Here is a 20851-nt window from a genome sequence, read left to right as displayed (position 1 = left end):
GGGGGTTAAGGCTATGATCGAACGCCTTACAGCGATTGTCGATGCGGAAATAGGCAAATTCAAGCGCAAAATGGGAGAAGTTAAGGCGTTAGCCCGAAGCATCCCGAATAGAATCACCGTAACTGTTAAAGAAAATTTTAAAGAGGCCGAACGACGGCTAGGCGTTTTTGAAAACAGGATGGCCCGGCTAAGCAGGGTAATAAACGACTTTCAAACTGTGTTCGGAAACGCCTTTAGCGGCATGAAAATGTCGATATTCCCGGCTCTTGTGCCGGTGATATCGTCATTAACGGCGGCTTTAGGGTCATTAGGGCCGGTCATCGGCGTGGCTTCCGGCGGCCTTATGGGGCTGGCGAGTTCATTTGGGACAGCGGCAGCAGGCGCCGGAGCGTTTGGAGCTTTAGCCATTTCCAATATTAGCGGGGTTTTCAAAGCGTCTTCCGACTTGGCGAAGCTTCAACAAAAGCTGGACGAAACAACAGACCTGAAAGAGCGCGCCAAGATCATGGAAAAGATCAAGGCGATTCAGGAAAGCCTTGGCGCGGAGGAACGGAAAGCACTCGACACCTTAGAGGACTTCAAAGCAAACTGGCGCGAGATAGCCCAAGAAACACAAAAGCCGATCATGAAGACGTTCATAAACTCTTTGAATAGCTTCAAATCCATTCTTAACACACTGCGGCCGATGTTTAAATCCGTCGCGGCGGCTGGCCTTGAACTATCTGAGAGCTTTCAAAAGTCCTTGAATGCTCCTGATGTAAAAAAGTTTTTTGATTACTTGAATAAAAACGCAGGCCCGCAATTCGCCACGACTGTAAAAACGATGGGTAACTACTTGCGCGGCTTTTTAAATATGCTGGTTGCTTTTGGGCCGTTGGGACAACAAATGTCTCAAAGCATGTTGAAATCGTCCGAAGCATTCACGAAATGGTCTGCGAGCTTGTCGAGTTCAGATAAATTCAAGTCGTTTATTCAATACGTTCAGCAAAACGGACCTAAGCTCCTGACGATTCTTAAAAACATCGGATCGGGTTTGATTGGAATGTTTACAGCGTTCGCGCCGATGAGTGCGGACATGCTGACCGGACTTGTAAATCTTACAGCACGCTTTAAAGAGTGGGGAAACAGCCTGAGCGAATCGAAGGGCTTCCAAGAATTTATCAATTACGTGCGACAAAACACACCGACAGTGCTGTCACTGATCGGGCAACTAAGGGACTTGGTTGTTAATTTGGGTGTCGGCATGGCCCCGTTAGGTTCGCAGATACTGCAAATGGTCACAGGGTTTTTAAAATTTTCTAACGCCATGATGGAATCGAATCCTATTATCGGTCAAATGATCGGATATCTCATTACCTTTGGGGGTCTACTGCGAGCGACAGCACCGTTAGGCATTGCTTTTTCTGCAATTTTCACCAAAAAAGATTGGGTAAACGGAGTGAAAAATGTAAAAAAAGTCGGCGAGGCAATCTCGTGGATCGGCTCGATGTTCGGGAAAGTCGGGAAACTTTTCCTTACAAATCCTATTTTGATTGCTATCACAGCAATAGCGGCGGCGGCTTATCTGATCATCACGAATTGGGGGCCGATTTCAAAATTCTTCTCTGATTTATGGGAAGGGATCAAAACAAACGCGATAACGGCGTGGAATTCAATATCTGAGTTCTTTTCCGGCCTTTGGTCTGGAATAGTCGAACTTGCGTCAACAGCATGGGGCAGTCTGACGTCGTTCTTCTCAAGTTTATGGTCAGGAATCACCACGACAGCACAAGCAGCATGGACTGGATTCATGAATTTAGTAAAGCCAATTTGGGACGGAATTGTCGCGGTTTTCGGCCCGACTTTTAACGTCATAGTCACAACGCTGTCAAACATCTGGAACACGGTATCTAGCACGGTATCGTCCGTGTGGAATACGATCAAAACAACGCTGATCGGCGTCGTCACGAGCATTGTGGACGGTGTGAAAAATCATTTTTCGATTTTGTCCCAAACTCTTTCCGGCATCTGGAACGGAATTACTAGCATCGCAAAAGGCGCATGGCAAGTCTTAAAAAATGCGATCCTCGGCCCGGTTCTGCTTGTCATCGACCTTGTGCAAGGAGATTTTAAAGGATTCGCAAACCATTTAAAGCAAATCTGGACAAACATCAGCAACGGGGCAAAGCAAATCTGGAACGGGATCAAAACGGTTGTGTCATCACTCGTTAAAGGTTTAGTCAACGCTGTTAAAAATTATTGGAATACAGCCAAGACTGTAACGACAACAATCTTTAACGGGATCAAAAGCGTCCTTAGCTCAATCTGGAACGGTATAAAAAATACCGTGGTGAATCTCGCCAAAGGGCTGTGGAACGCAGTCAAAACCACTTGGAACACGTTCAAGACTGTAACGACAACCATTTTTAATGCAGTCAAAACCGTCCTGACAACCGTCTGGAATGCGGCGAAGTCAGTCGTCATAAATGCGGCAAAAAACATCTGGTCGAGCGTCAGGAATAACTTCAACAACATGAAGAATGTTGTTACAACCGTCATGAAGAATGTCAAAACCACGATCCAAAACCTTTGGAATAACGCCGTTAAATTCTTGAAGGGGATCGATCTGAAACAGATCGGAAAGAACATCATTCAAGGATTGATTAACGGTATCGGAAGTATGGCAAATGCCGTCTGGCGGAAAGTCGGCGACATCGCGGACGGGGTTAAGAAGAAAATCACCGGATTACTCAACATTCACTCGCCTTCACGATGGATGCGCGATCATGTCGGAAAAATGATTCCGGCTGGTGTGGCTGTTGGTATCGATAAAGCGGGCGGCCTTGTAGAAAAAGCTACTCAGAAACTGGCGCAGCTCACCATGTTTACGCCAGATCAAACGACATTCGCCTATGACACAGCCCTCAGCAGTGGCACATTAAACGATGTCCGCGGTCAGATCGAGGCAGAGGTCAGTGATTTCGAAATTTCAGACCGTCCGATCATTATTGAAATGGACGGCCGAGAAGTCGGTCGGGGCACGTACAAATACGTGAAAGAGTTCCAGAGCCGTGCAGACGGAAGGAGGACAACCATAAACCGATGATCGATTACAAAAAGATACTGACAACAGCAATAGACGACGCATTCGGCCAAACGATTCAAGAAGTAGACTATTGGATCAAATTCAACGGTTACACCCTGACGGATCATTTTTTCGTGATCAACGACAGGGGGCGCGGCATTGTCGGCAGGGAACTGAATTTAGTTTCCTTGCCGGGTGTCGATGGTGCCAAATTAAAGGGCGTAAGATACACGGAGCGTACTATCGAGATCGACACCTTATTTATAGCGGCCGACGATGCGGAATTACGAAAGATTTTAGAAGAAATAAATTATATCCTTGCGACAGACAAGGAAGAAGCGTTGATTTTTTCAGATGAGCCAGACCGAACATATTACGCCGTATTCAGTACAGCGCAAGAGAGTGAAGGACAAAACGGTGTCTATAAAGTGACACTTACATTTGTATGCCCGAACCCCGAAAAGGAAGCGGCTGAAACGGTTGTCACAACTGAAACAAATAGCCCTACAGTGGTAAAAAACGACGGGAAGAGGGCGGCTACGCCAACTGTTACATGCATTTTCGAGTCGGAGGCATCTACTTATGAAATTCAGTTGTTAAAAGAGGACGAAACAATCGAAAAGCGGATAAAAGTAAATTTCAACTTTATTCAAGGGGATACCCTTGTTATTGATTTTGAAAAGAGAAAAGTGATCATCAACGACAAAGTCAATATGAATGCGCTGCTTATGCTCTCAAGATGGTTTAATATCCCGGTCGGAGAAATCACCGTGAACACAACACACAAAAGCAGTATTTCATTTCGCAAGGCGTATATGTAAGGAGGTGCGTTTATGGCCGATATGTGGATTTTGGACGACAAGGATAAAAAACAAACAATCATATCAAGCGAAGCAAAAGAAGCATGTCGTTTCTATGATGCGCCATTTCGAGAAGAACTGAATGTTGGTTCTTCTTTTTCTTTTGTCGCGGACGCAGATCACGAGGATAGCGTTCATATAAAACCGGAGAATCAGGTCGTTTTCGAGGACAGGAGAGGAAGAAAACGCAATTTCGTTATAAAAGAGCTGGAAGACGCCGACGACGGGGCGAATGCACGCATTAGGGCCTATTGTGAGCCGGCACTGTCAGAGCTATACGATGAGTTTGTGACCGACATCAGGCCGCAAAATAGAACAGCCCAGTACGTTCTTGACCGTATTCTTGAGGGTACAAGGTGGCGCGCGAATGTTCCGGTCGATCTTGGCTTGCATTCCACAAATTTTTATCGCATCAGTGTCATGGAAGCCATCAACCAGATATTGCAGATATGGGGCGGCGAGTATTATGACGAAGTTGTTTTCGATGAAAATGACAATATCGTTGATCGAGTGATCCATATTCTGCCCCGACGCGGCCAAGACACCGGGAAGCGTGCGGAAATCGATAAAGACATTCAGGAAATCACAAGAACGGTACTGAGTTACCCGGTGACAGCCCTGTACGGTTACGGCGCAAGCCTTGAAACCGAAGGCGGCGGCAACACCCGTTATATTGATTTCTCAGATGTCGAATGGGTCAAAGCGAACGGCGACCCGGTAGACAAGCCGAAAGGGCAAGAGTGGGTCGGCGACCCTGAGCTTTTGGAGAAGTTCGGCCGAATTATGTATGACGGTCAGACGAAGCGGCACCGGTTCCAGAAATGGCAAGACGACAGCATCGAAGACCCGGCCGAATTGCTTAGAAAAACATATGAAGCGCTTATCAATCATGAAATGGTGCAAGTCAATTATTCTCTAAAGCTGGAACTGCTTGAATACATTTCGGGTTATGAGCATGAGGCGGTTGATCTTGGCGATACAATGATCGCAATTGACGACAATTTTCGACACCCTATCGAGGTTCAAACGAGAGTCATTGCAATAGAATACGATCTGTCTGATCCCGTGAATACGGCACAGGTAGAAATGGGGCAATTTTTAGACCTGTATTCAACCGAAAAGCGGATCAAAGAGCTTGAAACGACAATTGACACGAATCGCGGCAAATGGGACAACGGCGGCGACCCGATAATCGGCGACGGGAGCTTTCCTGATAAAGTGCCGCCTGTTCCGTCAAATATAAAAGTCGAATCCTTATTCCAAGGGGTTTCGATCACATGGGACTATAATCCAAGTTCATATATAGCGGCATATCAGATTTTCGCATCGCCGAATAAAGGATTTACGCCTTTGGATGAAAATTTGATTTTCAGCGGTAAATTAAGCGGATACGAGCATACGCCGGGCGTTGATCAAGTTTGGTATTACCGAATGCGAACGATCAATACACACGGCACGCCAAGCCCATTTACACAAGAATTTACAGGCGTTACCAGAAGGATTTTGACTGATGACATCGTTTTCGGGGCGGTTACGGCCGAAAAACTTGCCAATCTATCAGTCACGGCCGAAAAACTTTCACAGAAATTCGATGAATCCAACATTTTGCCGGGTTCAGTATTGCGGCCGGGTGAATTAGGTAACGTCAACGGTGCATCATGGAGCGTGAAAGAAGGGGAATTCAACGAAGTAACTGTCACTAGAAAAGCGGACGATACGCGGGCCGGGTTTGGTTTCAGTGCTTTCTATAGATCAACCCTGAGGCTGACTAAGGGTGAAAAATATACATTATCATTCGAGGTTAAAAGGAACAATACCCTTAATATCAACTTTATTTATATAAAAGATGACAGCGGCCAATATCAATTGGATGCACCCGATTTTAACGACATTAGCTCTTTCCCTTCCGATGAATTTGTAAGGGTTGACTATGTTTTTCAGTCACCGATCACAACCGAAACAGCCCGGCTGTGGTTAGGAGGTAATAAAGTCGGAGACGAAAACCCTTCCGTCACCTATAGAAAAATTCAAATTCGAAAAGGGGATGTAAGAAAAGAATTCGCCTTCAGTCCATACGACGTGATGCTGACTGAACAAGCAATTTCATCGGCCTTAATTGCGAAAGCGGCCATCCAATCGGCCCACATCCAAGAGGCGGCCATTACGACGGCGGCCATCGCAAACGGAGCCATTACACGAGCAAAGCTGGGAACAGCTATCATCGGTACGGCTCAGATCGAAGACGGTGCCATCACAAACGCGAAAATCGCCAATCTTTCAGCCGACAAGATCAACGCCGGGACGATTAAAGGTATCACGATTGAAGGTTCATTGATTCGCGGGGCGAGGTTCGAAGCGGCTGGTCAAAATAATGATTTTGAATCTTGGATGCAAGACGGGACGTTCTATCAATACACAAGAGACGACGACACAAGCATATACAATAAACTGTCTATAACGTCCGGGATGATTGAACAAGAAACGGGTTCATTCTATTGGGATGGTTCATCTATGAACGGTGTTCATACGACCGTCCATATCGGAAACGGAAAACTCGAAGTTCGAGGGGTGGCAGGTCAAAACCAACAAGGCGGTATCCCGACAATAGACATGTATTCCGAAAAAATCACTAATAATCCAGATAATGCTTTCCATGATCGCGATAATGTTTCTCGATACCGAATGAACAGAATCAACTCACAAGGTAATCAAGAAATCTTGTCCGTTATTTCGGGTTCTCATAGCTTTTTAGACGACACCATTTATGAAACTAACTACCACACCTTTGATCCTAATGGCGTCTATATGGCTTATTTCGGCGGCGATAAAAGTCATTTCCGATTCAAGCCAGTTAATTTTGATGTAGTAGCATCCGGTGGAATGCGTCTAAAAGCACCTAAACAAATTTTTGTCGATACAAACAAAATGATTTTACCTCCTACGACAACAATTAAGGGGGGAGACACTTCATATAATAGCTACCCGGCAGTGTTCGGGAGCCTTAAAAAGGTTATTACTGACACTTACGGAGGATTACAGCACTGTTTAGGCATTTTTGTGGATCAAATCACTATCCCTATGCCAATAAATGGCGGCGCTTATGGATACAACAGCAGAGAATATATATTCTCCGGCGATGGTGAGAATAACCAGATCGAAAACTGTTTCGCTGTTTTCGCTCAACCATTCGGAGCCTATTCAAATGCCGTAACTGTAGGTATTGAAAGCCAATCATCAAACGGATTTAAAGTTTTCATGCGAGGAACTGGCGCGACATCAAATATAGAGGGTAGAGACATAATTGTAAGGCTATTGGTTTTATACGAAGTAGCTTAAAGGGGTGCAAAAAATGATTCAAAGAAAAGACGTTCCGGCCGCCTGGTATTTTGAAGGTATGGAAGTGATAGAGACGGACACAGGCATAGAGATAAGCGCATGCGTTCTTAAACATAGAAACGATATTTACCCGTTTGAAGAGGTTTCATTCGATTTGATTCCTGACGATAAAGTGAAGGTCGCATATGATCTATACGTCGTTTTGGATCAAGATACAAACAAAATGGACTACATGTTAGTTCGTACCTATATAGACCCTGACGGATATTATCCAGGTTACAGCGGAGATAAGCGGCTTATCCATACGTTGTTAACAATAGAGGTCGACACTTCCGGCAACCGAAGCGGCACAATATACAATTACCACGAGTAGGAGGCAAACGATGAAACTTGAACCTATTGAACAGAATATCGAAGCAAAAGAGAGAGCCGGCCGAAAATCGAAGGAAGAAATGTTGCAGGAACAGTTGGTATACGCTCAGCGCCTTGCCAACGACTTATTTATGAAGCTCGAAAGGACACAATCGTGATGGAGGCGGTCGATATGTTTGAAGGTAAAAGTCGCTACTACGGGCATTTTTATTACTGCTGGCTAAACGGAAGTGTGACAACAAAAGAGCTGTACATTCATGTCGAAAACGGAATGATAACCGAAGAAGAGCGCGCGGAAATCATGAAGAATCCACGCGGCGACGCATTCCCGGATGAAGTATAAGGAGGAAGAAAATATGACCTTTGAAGAGTTAAAAAAACAGAATGACGATCTGAATTTCCAATTAGAAATGCAAACCTTGAAATCAGCGGCTTACAAGGAAGAAATGGTTCAAGCTCATGATAGATTGGCGGAAACACGAAGCCTTTACATGTATGAGCGGCGGACGCGACAGAACCTAGAACAGGAAAATGAAAAGCTCAAAAAAGAGCTTCAAGAAGAGCGGATCGGAAATTCGCAGGCGGAAGATGAAGTGATAGAAATGAATCAAGTCGAAGCAAATAAAGAATATCACGAAAAAAGAGCAGAAGCGGCGAAATAAGCGGCTTTTTTATTTTGCCTCAAAGAGGTGAAAATGATGTGAGAACGGGAGGATTAAGGGGCATGGCGCAAACAAACGAATTGGACGTCTTCAAGCATGAGATTACCGAGCTGAAAGCCGATCACAAAACGCTTGAACAGCGTGTCATCACACTGGAAAGGGCGTCTGATCGGCATGACCAACAGATTATGTCGATCAATGATAAGCTCAACAAGATTGAGGAAAACACAACTTGGATCAAGCGCAGCATAACGGGCGCGATCATCACAGCGGTTTGTACACTGGTGATCTCCGGGATTGCGGCGCTTTTTATTAATTTCATTCAAAAATAAGGAGGAAAATACAATATGAAAAACTTAGACAAAGGCACAGTCGTCCGGACGGTGCTTCTTTTTATTGCGTTGGTAAACCAAACTTTGATCGTATTCGGGAAGCCAGTTCTTCCGATCAGTGAAGATCAGATCAACACGCTCGCAGACGCTTTGTATTTGGCCGGCTCCACGATTTTTACAATCGTTACAACATTGGTCGCTTGGTATAAAAACAACTATGTGACAAACAAAGGAAAGCAGCAAAAAGAGGTTCTAAAACAAAAAGGATTAACAAAATGAGGTTGCCGTTCGGCTGCCTTTTTCTTTTGCAATAATATAGGAAAGGATTGATCAAAAATGAAAAAAGTATGGTTGGATGCAGGACACGGCGGTAAGGATTCTGGAGCGGCGGCAAACGGCATGAAGGAAAAGGATTTAGTCCTGAAAATGGTCAAATATGCAAAGTCTTATTTAGAGAGCCATTATAAAGGCGTACAGGTTAAACTCACCCGTTCGACTGATGTCTTTTATGAACTGTCAGAACGCGCAGATATGGCGAATAAATGGGGCGCGGATGTATTCGTTTCCTTCCATATTAATGCCGGAGGCGGCACCGGGTTCGAAACGTTCCGTTATCCTGGGACTGCAGGAGACACCCTCAAACTGCAGGAATGCCTTCATACTGCAGTCCTAACAACAATGAAAGCATACGGCCAGATCGCGGACAGGGGGCTAAAACAGAAAGACCTTGCGGTTGTCCGTGAAACTCATATGCCTGCAGTCCTCACCGAAAACCTGTTCATCGACCGCAAAGAGGACGCGGACAGGCTAAAGGATTCCGGCTTTCTAAAGGCAGTCGGCGAGGCTCATGCGCGCGGTATCGCGAAATATCTCGGCCTTTCCGGAGGCTCAAGCAAGCAACCAGCAGCAACGGCTCCAAAAAAGGAAGCGCCAAAAAAAGAAAGCAAGAAAAAGCCGGCGGCCAAAAAGTACACGCTGCCGACCGGAATTTACAAATACAAAAGCCCGATGATGAAAGGGACGGCCGTCCGACAGATTCAAGAGGCATGCGCTGCCCTCTATTTCTATCCGGAGAAGGGCGCGAAAAATAACGGCATCGATGGGTATTATGGAAGCAAGACGGCGAACGCAGTCAAACGATTCCAGATGATGCACGGTTTGGCTGCCGATGGCATTTACGGGCCGAAGACGCGGGCGAAGTTGGACAGTCTGTTAAACAAATAAAAAAACGTGTTATTAGAAAAAATAACACGTTAATAACGAAAGTTGCGTTCAGGGGCGAAAAACGGCAAACGAAAAGCATAAGAAAACAAAACGAAATCCCAAATAGAAACATGGAACGAAACGGACTAAAATACTGCGAAAAACGGAAAAATCATGTAGTATATACCATGGGAGGAGAGGAGGACACCAATGTTTGAAGATCAGACAAAGAAACCGTTTATAAAAAGACTCCTTAAACATAAAATAAAGTTTTGGCTGACTGTGGCCGCGGTTCTGCTGATTTTAACCGCAGGGGCTGTTTCGCTCTACGTCAAATCGGCGCTCGAACCGGTCGATAAAAATAATGCAAAAACGGTCAGCGTCTATATTCCGGAAGGATCGACCGTTACGTCGATCGCCGCCAAACTGAAAAAAGAGGACCTAATTAAAAACGAAAAAGTATTTATCGCTTATGTGAAATTTAAAAATGCCTCCGGCTTTCAAGCTGGGAATTTTCAGCTCAGCCAGTCGATGGATGCGGCCGGCATGGTCAAAAAACTGACAAGCGCTTCGCATGTACCGGCATTTAAAATCACCGTTCCTGAAGGAAGGCAGCTCCAGGAAATCGCAGCTATCATCGCCGGACAAACCAACTACTCGGAAGCGGACATTATGAAAAAGCTGGATGACCGCGAATTCATCAGCCGATTAAAACAGAAGTATCCGAAATTGATCACCGACGACGTGCTAAACAAGAATATCAAGCATCCGCTTGAAGGATACCTGTATCCTGCGACATATCCGTTTTACGACCCTGAGACGAAGCTGGATGCAATCATCGAAGCGATGATCAAACAAACAGATCAGCTGGCTGAAAAGTATGAAAAGCAGATGAAAGACAAAAAGATGTCCGTCCACAAAGCCTTGACGATGGCTTCTTTAATTGAAGAAGAGGCTACCGAAAAAGCGGACCGGCACAAAATCTCAAGCGTCTTCTACAACCGCATCAGCAAAAACATGCCATTGCAAACGGATCCGACCGTTTTATACGCGCTGGGGGAACATAAAAACCGTGTCATGTACAAAGACCTTGAAGCGGATTCCCCGTATAATACGTACAAACATACCGGTCTACCGCCTGGGCCGATTGCTAACGCGGGAGAGAGCTCCTGGGAAGCGGCATTAAATCCGGAGCAAACAGACTATGTTTATTTCCTTGCAAAGAAAAATGGGGAAGTCGTCTTTACAAAAACGCTTGAAGAACACAATAAAGCAAAAGCAAAATACATTACGAACACGCAGGACGAGGAAAAAGGAGAGTAAAAAATACTCTCCTTTTATTCGCAAATACAAAGGTTTTATGATAAAATATATCGGGTTGTTTATTGAGAAAAGACAGTCGACTGCTTTAGGAGAGTGCTGCACATCTGACCTAAGGCTCTTTTTTATGAAAGGGAGGCCATCTGCCCGTGAAGATTGGACACGAAGAATTGACCGGCTATCTTGAAAAGCTGCTAAAGCAGAGGCCGGCTGAAATTATGAAACTGGAGGCCTATGCTGAAGAGCATGGCGTGCCCATTATGGAACCGACAGGAATCGAAGTGCTCCTGCAGCTTCTTTCACTTAAAAATCCGAAAAAAATTCTTGAAATCGGTACCGCCATCGGTTATTCGGCGATTCGGATGGCACTTGCCCTTCCCGAAGCTGAAATCTTTACGATCGAGCGCGATGAAGACAGGTATCGGGAAGCGCTGAAAAACATCCGGTCATTCCAGCTTGAAAACAGAATTCACGTGTTCTTCGGCGATGCGCTCAGCGAATCGGACGCCGTTCAATCGATGGCTCCTTATGATGCGCTTTTTATCGATGCCGCAAAAGGCCAGTATCAGAAGTTTTTCAGTATATATGAAAAAATGCTCGCCGATGACGGCATCATTTTTACTGACAATGTCCTTTTCAAAGGCCTTGTCGCATCAGATTACAATCAGATCGAAAACAAGCGCATCAAAAAGCTTGTATCGAAAATAGATCAGTACAATCATTGGCTGATGGAGCATCCTGACTACCACACGGCGATCATGCCTGTGGGCGACGGATTGGCCGTCAGCCAAAAAAGAGGTGAACGGATATGAAAAAACCTGAACTGCTTGTGACGCCGACGGCTGTTTCGGATATTAAGCCTTTGGCAGAGGCAGGCGCCGATGCGTTTATCATCGGTGAACAAAGGTTCGGTCTGCGTTTAGCCGGGGAGTTTTCCAGAGAGGAAGTAAAGGAAGCCATCATTCAGGCTCATCAAAAAGGCGCAAAAGTATATGTTGCGGTGAACGCGATTTTTCACAATGACCGGGTGCCAGAACTGAATGACTATCTTTCATTCTTGGACGAGGCAGGCGCGGATGCGGTTGTCTTCGGCGATCCCGCCGTACTGATGGCCGCACGGGAATCAGCGCCGAACATGAAACTTCACTGGAATACGGAAACGACCGCAACCAACCATTATTCCTGCAACTATTGGGGGCGAAAGGGCGCGAAGCGCGCGGTGCTCGCAAGAGAGCTCAACATGGACAGCATCGTTGAGATTAAAGAGAAAGCCGAAGTCGAGATTGAAATTCAGGTTCACGGCATGACATGCATGTTCCAGTCAAAGCGCTCCCTGATCGGCAACTATTTTGAATACCAGGGAAAAGTCATGGATATCGAAGGCAAGAAAAAAGAAAAAGGCATGTATCTTCATGATCAAGAACGCGGTAACAAATATCCGATTTTCGAAGACGAAAACGGCACGCACATCATGAGTCCGAATGATGTCTGCATCATTGATGAGCTTGAGGATTTAATCGATGCCGGCATCGATTCATTTAAAATCGAAGGAATTTTAAAATCGGTCGAATACATGACTGAGGTAACGGCCATGTACCGCGAAGCCATCGACCTTTGCATCGCAGACAGAGAAGCATACGAAGACAAGAAAGAACAATGGATCGAGCGGATCGAACAGCTGCAGCCTGCTAACCGCAGCATCGATACCGGATTCTTTTTCAAAGAAACAGTATACTAAAAGGAGGGATAGCCATGTCTGCAGTAAAAGATAAAATTTCCAAAATCGTTGATGGAAAACGCGTCATTACGAAAAAGCCAGAACTTCTTGCTCCGGCGGGAAATTTGGAAAAACTGAAAATCGCTGTCCACTATGGCGCAGACGCTGTATTTATCGGCGGACGTGAATATGGACTCCGCTCAAACGCAGATAACTTTTCAATTGAAGAAATGGCTGAAGGTGTCGAATTTGCGAAAAAATACGGCGCAAGAATTTATGTGACGACAAACATTTTTGCGCATGAAGAAAATATCGACGGACTGGAAGACTATTTGCGCGACCTCGAGGGAGCAGGCGTGTCAGGCATTATCGTCGCTGATCCCCTGATCATTGAAACATGCCGCAAGGTAGCGCCGAAGCTGGAAGTGCATTTGAGCACCCAGCAGTCCCTTTCAAACTGGAAAGCCGTTCAGTTCTGGAAGGAAGAAGGCCTTGAGCGGGTCGTGCTCGCGCGTGAAACGAGCGCACTTGAGATCAGAGAAATGAAAGAAAAAGTTGATATTGAAATCGAAACATTCATACACGGTGCGATGTGCATCGCTTATTCCGGCCGCTGCGTGCTCAGCAACCATATGACGGCCAGAGACTCTAACCGCGGAGGCTGCTGCCAGTCATGCCGATGGGACTATGATTTGTATCAGACGGACGGGGCGAATGCACTGCCGCTATATGAAGAAGGCGATGCACCGTTTGCGATGAGCCCGAAAGATCTGAAGCTGATTGAATCGATTCCGCAAATGATTGAAATGGGCATCGACAGCCTGAAAATCGAAGGCCGGATGAAATCGATCCACTACATTGCGACAGTCGTCAGTGTGTACAGAAAAGTGATCGATTCTTATTGCGCTGACCCCGAAAATTTCGTCATCAAAGAAGAATGGCTGAAAGAACTGGACAAATGCGCCAATAGAGACACGGCGCCTGCTTTCTTTGAAGGAACCCCCGGATATGAAGAGCAGATGTTCGGTGTCCACGGCAAAAAGACAACATACGACTTTGCCGGACTTGTCCTTGATTATGATGAAGAGACAAAAATGGTCACGCTCCAGCAGCGGAACTTCTTTAAAACCGGAGATGAAGTCGAATTTTTCGGTCCGGAAATCGAAAATTTCACATGCAAAATTGACACGATTTGGGACGAAAAAGGCAATGTGCTTGATGCAGCCCGCCATCCCCTGCAGATCGTCAAATTTAAAGTGGACAACAAGATATATCCTAGCAACATGATGAGAAAGGGGCAGTAATGGCATGGGGAAAAAACCGGTAGTTATCGGCATAGCGGGAGGCTCCGGCTCTGGAAAAACGAGCGTCACCAGATCCATTTATGAACAGTTTAAAGGTCATTCGATCTTGATGCTCGAACAGGATTTATATTATAAAGATCAGAGCCATCTGCCGTTTGAAGAGCGGCTGAACACGAACTACGACCATCCGCTTGCATTTGATAATGACTATTTGATCGAGCATTTAAACGAATTGCTTGCCTACAGGCCGATCAAAAAGCCGATTTACGATTACAAGCTGCATACGCGTTCAGAGGAAGTCGTGCACGTCGATCCGAAAGATGTTATTATTTTGGAAGGAATCCTTGTTCTCGAGGATGAAAGGCTCCGCGACTTAATGGACATCAAGCTGTATGTCGATACGGATGCCGACCTGCGGATCATCAGAAGGATGGTCAGAGATATAAAAGAAAGAGGACGTTCGATCGATTCTGTCATCGAGCAGTATATCTCAGTCGTCAGACCGATGCATAACCAGTTTGTCGAACCGACGAAACGCTATGCCGATATCATTATTCCGGAGGGCGGCCAAAACCGCGTCGCCATCGACCTGATGGTAACAAAAATACAAACTATTCTTGAACAAAACGCGATTTTATAATAACATAGCATAGACAAACACAACTCTGACCATATTATGTATAGAAATTGAAGGGTTCTCATCCTGAGCCCTTCTTTAACTGTATAAGCACCATTTACCGGAGCCTTCCATCCGGTTTATATGATACTTTACAAATATGGGAGAGAAGAAGGGGACAAGGGTTGTCCTCATTCTTGTATATTCAAGTCTATACTCTCACATACAAGTGATGAGGAACCAACTAGAAGGAGTGAAGGAACATGGCACAAGAGAAAGTATTTCCTATGACAGAAACGGGAAAGAAAAAACTGGAAGAAGAACTTGAGTATTTGAAAACGGTTAAACGTAAAGAAGTTGTTGAACGTATTAAAGTGGCAAGAAGCTTCGGAGACCTTTCCGAAAACTCCGAATACGATTCAGCAAAAGAAGAACAAGCTTTTGTAGAAGGGCGCATCACAACCCTTGACAATATGATCCGCAACGCAAAGATCATCGAAGATGACGGTGCAAACTCAGACATCGTCAGCCTTGGAAAAACCGTTACATTTACGGAGCTTCCTGACGGTGAAGAAGAATCTTATACGATTGTGGGCAGCGCGGAAGCCGATCCGTTTGAAGGAAAAATCTCGAACGATTCCCCAATCGCGAAAAGCCTTCTCGGCAAGCAGGTTGGAGACGAAGTAACCGTTCAAACACCTGGCGGCGAAATGCTTGTAAAAATTGTGAAAATTTCATAAAATTTGTTTAGCAAACGATGACCTCGTCCACAATGTGGATGAGGTGTTTTTATAATGAAATGGCAAAAGCGTATGAAGTGGGTATCGATTATCATTTCGGCTGCTCTTTTATTTCTGCTGATCAGGCTGGCTGAAATTCAACTGTTTTTTACCGAGTCCTTTTCTAAACGGAATGTGAACTTAATCCAGGAAAGCGTCAAACAGCGCACGGAGGAAGTTCGGATTTCAGACGGGAGAGGATCTTTTTTAGATCGGAACGGCGAACATTTGTCCGTCAGCCAAAAACCGGCCATCGTCTTGTTCCCTTTTTTAAAAAATCAGCCGTGGCCGGCCAAAGAAGCAGCCGAAATTTTAAACATGACAGAAGATGAGCTTGGAAGCAAGCTGGACCATGCAAAAAAACCCGTGATTCTCACAAAACATGACGGAGCGTCCGTTTCAAAGACGGCTCTCGAAAAAATCAATAAACTGAAATATCCGGGCGTTTACGGCGTATACATAGAAGAAACAGAAAAGAACAGGCTGGCTTCGCATACGCTCGGTATGACCAATCAAGACCCGGACCTCCTCAGACGCAAATATCCCGATAAAGAGGGCCTCTCCATCAGCACGAAAATCGGCACCTTCGGCATGGAGCGGACGTTTGATGAATTCCTGCTGCCTGAACAAGACACAAAACTGTTGTATCATGTGGACGGATTGGGAAACCCTTTGTTCGGCATGGACGTCAAATATACAGCAGACGCAAATCCGTTTTACCCGCTGCAAGTCAAAACAACGCTCGATAAAAAGGTTCAGCAGGCAATGGAAGATGTACTTGATGACCATCAGCTCGATAAAGGCGGGGCGGTCCTGCTTGACATCGAGACGAACGGCGTGGTGGCGATTGCGAGCAAGCCCGACTTAAACATGGCTGCGCAAAAAACAAGGCAGAACTATATGCTGACTCCGGTATATCCCGGCTCGGTTTTTAAAACCGTGATTGCCGCTGCAGCGATTGAAAACGGCTTGGATCATCCGTCTAAAACCTTTAACTGCAATTTGAACCTGTACGGTGAGGCCGGAGAGGACAAAGGAAAGCTCAGCCTGGAAGACAGTTTTGCGGAAAGCTGCAACTACACGTTTACAAATCTTGCCGGACAGCTCGTAGAAAAAAACAGCTCCGTGATCGAAGATACTGCTGCAAAGCTTGGGCTGACCGGACGGGTCGGCTGGGAAGGAAAGCTGTATCATGAAGATGAGTTCAGACAGTTTTATCATGAAACTGCAGGATCAATCTGGGGGGATGAAAAGGACAAAAAAGTTAAAAAAGCTGTAGCCCAGACCGCTATCGGCCAAAAGAATGTGAAGCTGACTCCGTTGGAAATCGTCAACATGATGGCGACCATCGCAAGAGGCGGAGAGAAAAAACAAGTCAAGATCGCAGACCAGATCGAATATAAAAACGGCACATTGATGACGGCTTTTAAAGATCACGAGCTCCCAGGAGAGAAAATCGACCAGTATACAGCGCAAAAGCTGCAAAAACTGCTCAGAAAAGTTGTCACATCTGAAAAGGGGACGGGCCGGCGCTTCAGCGATCTTCCGTACGATGTAGCGGGAAAATCGGGCACAGCGCAGACAGGCAGGACGACAGATGACAAAAAAACGCTCTATCATAAATGGTTTGCCGGTTATTTTCCGGCGGACAAGCCGAAATATGCGCTCGTCGTCGTCCATATGGATACGCCGGATAGCAAGGCTGCGACAAATGCCGTATTTTATGATATTGTTAAAAAAGTATATGAAATTGAAAAGAACCAGACATAGAAGAATGCCTCAGGTGATGATAAAATAGGAAGCGAGGCAAGAGGGAAAAAGGAGTGCAATGAACTTGAGCGAAACAAGGGAATCTCGTTTTGAAAATCGTGATAAGCGCAGGAAAGCGAATCTTGTGCTTAACATTTTAATAGGCATCGTATTGGTATTAATCGTTGTCGTTGCCAGCAGTCTGATGATGAACAGTCCGAAGGAGCAGGCGCAGCAAGATGTCTCGAAAAACGATTCTGAACAGACGACAGAAGCGCCTGCTTCCGACAATAAGAAACAAACATCTGATGAAGATGTAAAAGATGAGGACAAAGGAAAAAGCGATTCTGCCGATAAAGAAGACAGCGATTCCGACTCAGACAAGGATAAAGAATCTGCTTCAGACGAGGACAAGTCAACATCAGATGATCCGTTTGAAGGAGCCGAAGTGACAGAAGGCGGTTCAAGCGCCAATGTTGAAAAAACGATCATCAATCCTGACTGGGAGCCTGTCGGCACACAACAGAGCGGACAGCATACCGCAACATATGATTCCTCTTCACAAGACTGGAAGGAAATGCTTGAAGCCATTTCATATGCGACAGGGGTTTCTAAGGATAACATGACGGTGATCTGGCTCGGAAACAACGGCAGCCCGCAAGATGCGAAAGGAACCATTCGGGCGAAGGACACTGGCGTCAAATACCAGGTAGCCATTACTTGGGTTGACGGAAAAGGCTGGAAGCCGACAAAAGTTGAACAATTGAAATAAAGAAAAAAGCGGCCGGTTGCTAAAACCGGGCGCTTTTTTTATGATTCGGCTTTAAAATGAACGACTGCGCTGTAGTGGATCCGTCCGTCAATAACCGCCGTATGGTGGGAAACCGAATGGACCCTCAGCAAAATCGCCTGGTTGTTTTCAATCTGCTGACTGATCTTTTTTTCAAGCTCCTCTAAGCTCAGTGCCTCAAAAAACTCAATTTTATCTTTGATCAGATCGAGGCCGAAGTTCATAAACCAATCCTCCATTCGTTTCAAGTCATTTTTTATTAAAGCAGAGAAGCGGCCGGGTGACAAGGGAAATATAACCAAGCCTTTTTTGTACCCAAAACGAATGACTTGTGGTAGGATAAGAACTAATCAATCGAATAAATCATACTATACTTATAGGAATTGTAAAAATAGATGGAGAGTGACGACAAAATGGGAAGAGAGTTCATTCCTTTATTTGAGAACTGGGCAAATTCTTATGATGATACAGTAGTTGGCCGCGATCTTCAATACAAAGAAGTGTTTCGCGACTACGACGGGATTTTGGATGATGTCGTCAGCCGCTCGGGGCATAAAGTTCTTGAATTCGGCGTCGGAACAGGCAATCTGACTGCAAAATTGCTGGCGGCCGGAAAGGCAGTCACCGGTGTAGAGCCTTCAAAAGCGATGAGGGAAATTGCCGAGGCAAAGCTGCCGGAGAATGCAGTGATCGTTGACGGAGACTTTCTTGACTTTCCGGACCCTCCGTTTTCTCCCGACACGATTGTCAGTTCTTATGCGTTTCACCATCTGACAAACGAAGAGAAGCGGGAAGCTGTGAAGCGATATGGAAAAATGCTCGGGAAGCATGGTAAAATAGTGTTTGCTGATACCGTCTTCAAGGATCGGGAAGCCTTCTCTGCCGCTGTTAAAAAAGCGAAGGAAAACGGGTTTCTGCAATTGGCGGAAGACCTTGAAACGGAACATTATCCGACGATTTCGGAGATGGAAACGATCTTTACCTCAGAACATTTCAGTATCGCCTTTCAAAAGCATAATGATTTTGTCTGGGTAATGGAAGCGGCAAAATTGTAATTTGAAGGGAAGTTTTAAGATATGAAAATCGCAGTTATCGGAGCAATGGAAGAAGAAGTCACGATTTTGCGAAGCAAACTCGAACAGACGAACCGGGAAGTCATCGCAAACTGTGAATTTACCAGCGGGTTTTATGAAGGAAAAGAGGTCGTGCTTTTAAAGTCCGGCATCGGCAAAGTCAATGCAGCCATGAGCACGACGATTCTGCTTGACCGCTTTAAACCGGACGTTGTCATCAACACCGGATCAGCCGGCGGCTTTCATCATTCGCTTAATGTCGGAGACATCGTCATCTCGACCGAAGTCCGCCATCACGATGTCGATGTCACGGCATTTGATTATGAATATGGACAGGTTCCGAATCTGCCGGCTGCATACAAAGCCGACAGTGCATTGATCCAAGCGGCGGAAGACGAAGCGTCTGAACTGGGGCACATTCAGGTTGTCAAAGGAACGATAGCAACAGGCGATTCCTTTATGAGCGATCCTGACCGCGTCGCATTCATCCGCGGCAAGTTTGAAGACCTTTACGCGGTTGAAATGGAAGCTGCGGCTGTCGCGCAGGTTTCTTATCAATTTAATACGCCGTTTGTTGTCATCAGGGCGCTCTCAGACATCGCCGGAAAAGAATCTGAAATTTCATTTGACCAATTTTTGGAACAGGCTGCCAAGCATTCGACAGATCTTGTGCTTCGCATGATTAAAAGAATCAATTAAAACAGGGGGAGGCTCCCCCTCTGTTTTGCACCTCTTGAAGGAGGAAGGAACATGAATGTGATCAAGGATATCACCGAATTGATCGGCAAAACGCCGCTTCTGCAGATTTTGGATTTTCGAATCCCTAAAGGCGTTAACATATATGCAAAACTTGAAATGATGAATCCGGGAGGCAGCATTAAAGACCGGCTCGGAGAAGTGCTGATTGCTGAAGCGATCGGTTCGGGAAAGCTGAAACCCGGTGGAACGGTCATTGAGGCAACAGCAGGCAATACGGGAATCGGTCTGGCTCTCGCCGCCAGAAAGCACGGCATTCGACCCGTTTTTTGCGTACCCGAGCATTTCAGCATGGAAAAACAGTCGATTATGAAAGCGCTCGGCGCTCGGATAGTTCATACCCCCAGAAGTGCCGGGATGAAGGGTGCGATTGAAAAAGCACTTGAACTTGAGAAGGAGATTCCCGATTCTTATTGCGTTTTGCAGTTTAAAAACCCAGTAAATCCATTGGCTTACTATAAAACGATTGCCCCGGAAATATGGAATGATCTTGGCGGCCGGATTGACGTCTTCGTCGCCGGTGCTGGGTCAGGCGGCACATTTGCGGGAACCGCCAAGTTTCTGAAAGAAAAAAATCCGTCCATTAAAACGGTTATTGTTGAACCGGAAGGCTCGATTTTAAACGGAGGGGAACCGCATGGGCATAAGACCGAAGGAATCGGAATGGAATTCATCCCGGAATACATGGAGGAAAGCTATTTCGATGAGATTTACACAGTGCTTGACGAAGATGCGTTTCGACTCGTAAAAGAAGCCGCGGAAAAGGAAGGGCTTCTGATTGGAAGCTCATCAGGCGCCGCGTTGTTTGCCGCATTGAAAGAAGCCGAAAAAGCGAAAGCCGGCACAAACATTGTGACGATTTTTCCCGACAGCAGCGACCGCTATTTAAGCAAAAAAATTTACGAAGGAGGAATATGA

General features: G+C 45.7%; 22 protein-coding genes. 21 read left to right on the top strand and 1 reads right to left on the bottom strand.

The window, feature by feature from the left end; translation table 11 throughout:
- Nucleotides 1–13 precede the first annotated feature (13 nt).
- From MHI30_RS14320 to MHI30_RS14235, 18 genes are all read left to right on the top strand, one after another.
- Nucleotides 14–3085: a hypothetical protein gene (locus tag MHI30_RS14320; protein ID WP_061576050.1), complete on the top strand. Its 3072-nt coding sequence runs from the start codon at nt 14–16 to the stop codon at nt 3083–3085.
- Entirely contained in the window at nt 3082–3885 is an 804-nt protein-coding gene (locus MHI30_RS14315; protein ID WP_061576049.1) for a distal tail protein Dit, read from the top strand. Before MHI30_RS14320 ends, MHI30_RS14315 begins: the two co-directional genes overlap by 4 nt.
- A gap of 12 nt (nt 3886–3897) precedes the next feature.
- On the top strand, nt 3898–7260 hold the full coding sequence (locus tag MHI30_RS14310; RefSeq protein ID WP_075752091.1) for a prophage endopeptidase tail family protein: 3363 nt from the start codon (nt 3898–3900) through the stop codon (nt 7258–7260).
- A gap of 13 nt (nt 7261–7273) precedes the next feature.
- Nucleotides 7274–7633, top strand: coding sequence for a hypothetical protein (locus MHI30_RS14305; RefSeq protein ID WP_075752093.1), 360 nt, complete (start codon nt 7274–7276; stop codon nt 7631–7633).
- Between the two features lie 10 nt (nt 7634–7643).
- Nucleotides 7644–7790 carry a hypothetical protein gene (locus MHI30_RS14300; RefSeq protein ID WP_021837364.1) on the top strand — a complete coding sequence of 49 codons (147 nt, stop codon included), beginning with the start codon at nt 7644–7646 and terminating at the stop codon, nt 7788–7790.
- Between the two features lie 14 nt (nt 7791–7804).
- Complete coding sequence (locus MHI30_RS14295; RefSeq protein ID WP_142238589.1) at nt 7805–7975, top strand: XkdX family protein; 171 nt, start codon at nt 7805–7807, stop codon at nt 7973–7975.
- A 13-nt stretch (nt 7976–7988) separates the two neighbouring features.
- On the top strand, nt 7989–8294 hold the full coding sequence (locus MHI30_RS14290; protein WP_256700620.1) for a hypothetical protein: 306 nt from the start codon (nt 7989–7991) through the stop codon (nt 8292–8294).
- A 62-nt stretch (nt 8295–8356) separates the two neighbouring features.
- The gene (locus MHI30_RS14285; protein ID WP_009328626.1) at nt 8357–8626 is read left to right on the top strand and encodes a hemolysin XhlA family protein; all 270 of its coding nucleotides are present in this window, start codon (nt 8357–8359) and stop codon (nt 8624–8626) included.
- 15 nt (nt 8627–8641) lie between these two features.
- The gene (locus MHI30_RS14280; protein WP_073411470.1) at nt 8642–8905 is read left to right on the top strand and encodes a phage holin; all 264 of its coding nucleotides are present in this window, start codon (nt 8642–8644) and stop codon (nt 8903–8905) included.
- A gap of 57 nt (nt 8906–8962) precedes the next feature.
- On the top strand, nt 8963–9850 hold the full coding sequence (locus tag MHI30_RS14275; RefSeq protein ID WP_075752097.1) for an N-acetylmuramoyl-L-alanine amidase: 888 nt from the start codon (nt 8963–8965) through the stop codon (nt 9848–9850).
- A gap of 189 nt (nt 9851–10039) precedes the next feature.
- Nucleotides 10040–11152: an endolytic transglycosylase MltG gene (gene mltG / locus MHI30_RS14270; protein WP_075752099.1), complete on the top strand. Its 1113-nt coding sequence runs from the start codon at nt 10040–10042 to the stop codon at nt 11150–11152.
- 146 nt (nt 11153–11298) lie between these two features.
- Nucleotides 11299–11961, top strand: a complete 663-nt coding sequence (locus MHI30_RS14265) for an O-methyltransferase (RefSeq protein WP_075752101.1) — start codon at nt 11299–11301, stop codon at nt 11959–11961.
- A complete protein-coding gene (locus MHI30_RS14260; RefSeq protein WP_075752103.1) occupies nt 11958–12887 on the top strand; it encodes a peptidase U32 family protein in 930 nt (309 codons plus the stop codon). The genes MHI30_RS14265 and MHI30_RS14260 overlap by 4 nt, the downstream gene beginning before the upstream one ends.
- Before the next feature lie 14 nt (nt 12888–12901).
- Nucleotides 12902–14170, top strand: coding sequence for a U32 family peptidase (locus MHI30_RS14255; protein ID WP_154495323.1), 1269 nt, complete (start codon nt 12902–12904; stop codon nt 14168–14170).
- Nucleotides 14171–14174: 4 nt separating this feature from the next.
- A complete protein-coding gene (gene udk, locus MHI30_RS14250) occupies nt 14175–14810 on the top strand; it encodes a uridine kinase (RefSeq protein ID WP_075752107.1) in 636 nt (211 codons plus the stop codon).
- A gap of 239 nt (nt 14811–15049) precedes the next feature.
- Complete coding sequence (gene greA, locus MHI30_RS14245) at nt 15050–15526, top strand: transcription elongation factor GreA (RefSeq protein ID WP_003183903.1); 477 nt, start codon at nt 15050–15052, stop codon at nt 15524–15526.
- Nucleotides 15527–15580: 54 nt separating this feature from the next.
- Nucleotides 15581–17335, top strand: a complete 1755-nt coding sequence (locus tag MHI30_RS14240; RefSeq protein WP_009327788.1) for a penicillin-binding protein 2 — start codon at nt 15581–15583, stop codon at nt 17333–17335.
- Nucleotides 17336–17393: 58 nt separating this feature from the next.
- Nucleotides 17394–18086 carry a YrrS family protein gene (locus MHI30_RS14235; protein WP_011201705.1) on the top strand — a complete coding sequence of 231 codons (693 nt, stop codon included), beginning with the start codon at nt 17394–17396 and terminating at the stop codon, nt 18084–18086.
- Between the two features lie 38 nt (nt 18087–18124).
- On the opposite strand, the gene MHI30_RS14230 is transcribed toward MHI30_RS14235, so the two are convergent.
- The gene (locus MHI30_RS14230; protein WP_009327794.1) at nt 18125–18328 is read right to left on the bottom strand and encodes a YrzA family protein; all 204 of its coding nucleotides are present in this window, start codon (nt 18326–18328) and stop codon (nt 18125–18127) included.
- Between the two features lie 189 nt (nt 18329–18517).
- Here MHI30_RS14230 and MHI30_RS14225 point away from each other — a divergent pair, with 189 nt between their 5' ends.
- Genes MHI30_RS14225 through MHI30_RS14215 form a run of 3 tightly spaced genes read left to right on the top strand, consistent with a single transcriptional unit; the run spans nt 18518 to nt 20851 of the window.
- Nucleotides 18518–19159: a class I SAM-dependent methyltransferase gene (locus MHI30_RS14225; RefSeq protein WP_003183896.1), complete on the top strand. Its 642-nt coding sequence runs from the start codon at nt 18518–18520 to the stop codon at nt 19157–19159.
- A 21-nt stretch (nt 19160–19180) separates the two neighbouring features.
- Entirely contained in the window at nt 19181–19876 is a 696-nt protein-coding gene (mtnN, locus tag MHI30_RS14220; protein ID WP_003183892.1) for a 5'-methylthioadenosine/S-adenosylhomocysteine nucleosidase, read from the top strand.
- A 51-nt stretch (nt 19877–19927) separates the two neighbouring features.
- Entirely contained in the window at nt 19928–20851 is a 924-nt protein-coding gene (locus tag MHI30_RS14215) for a cysteine synthase family protein (protein ID WP_003183889.1), read from the top strand.

It is taken from the genome of Bacillus sp. FSL L8-0528 (assembly GCF_038593085.1).
GTDB lineage: Bacteria > Bacillota > Bacilli > Bacillales > Bacillaceae > Bacillus > Bacillus paralicheniformis.
This window is presented reverse-complemented; position numbering and strand designations above follow the sequence as displayed.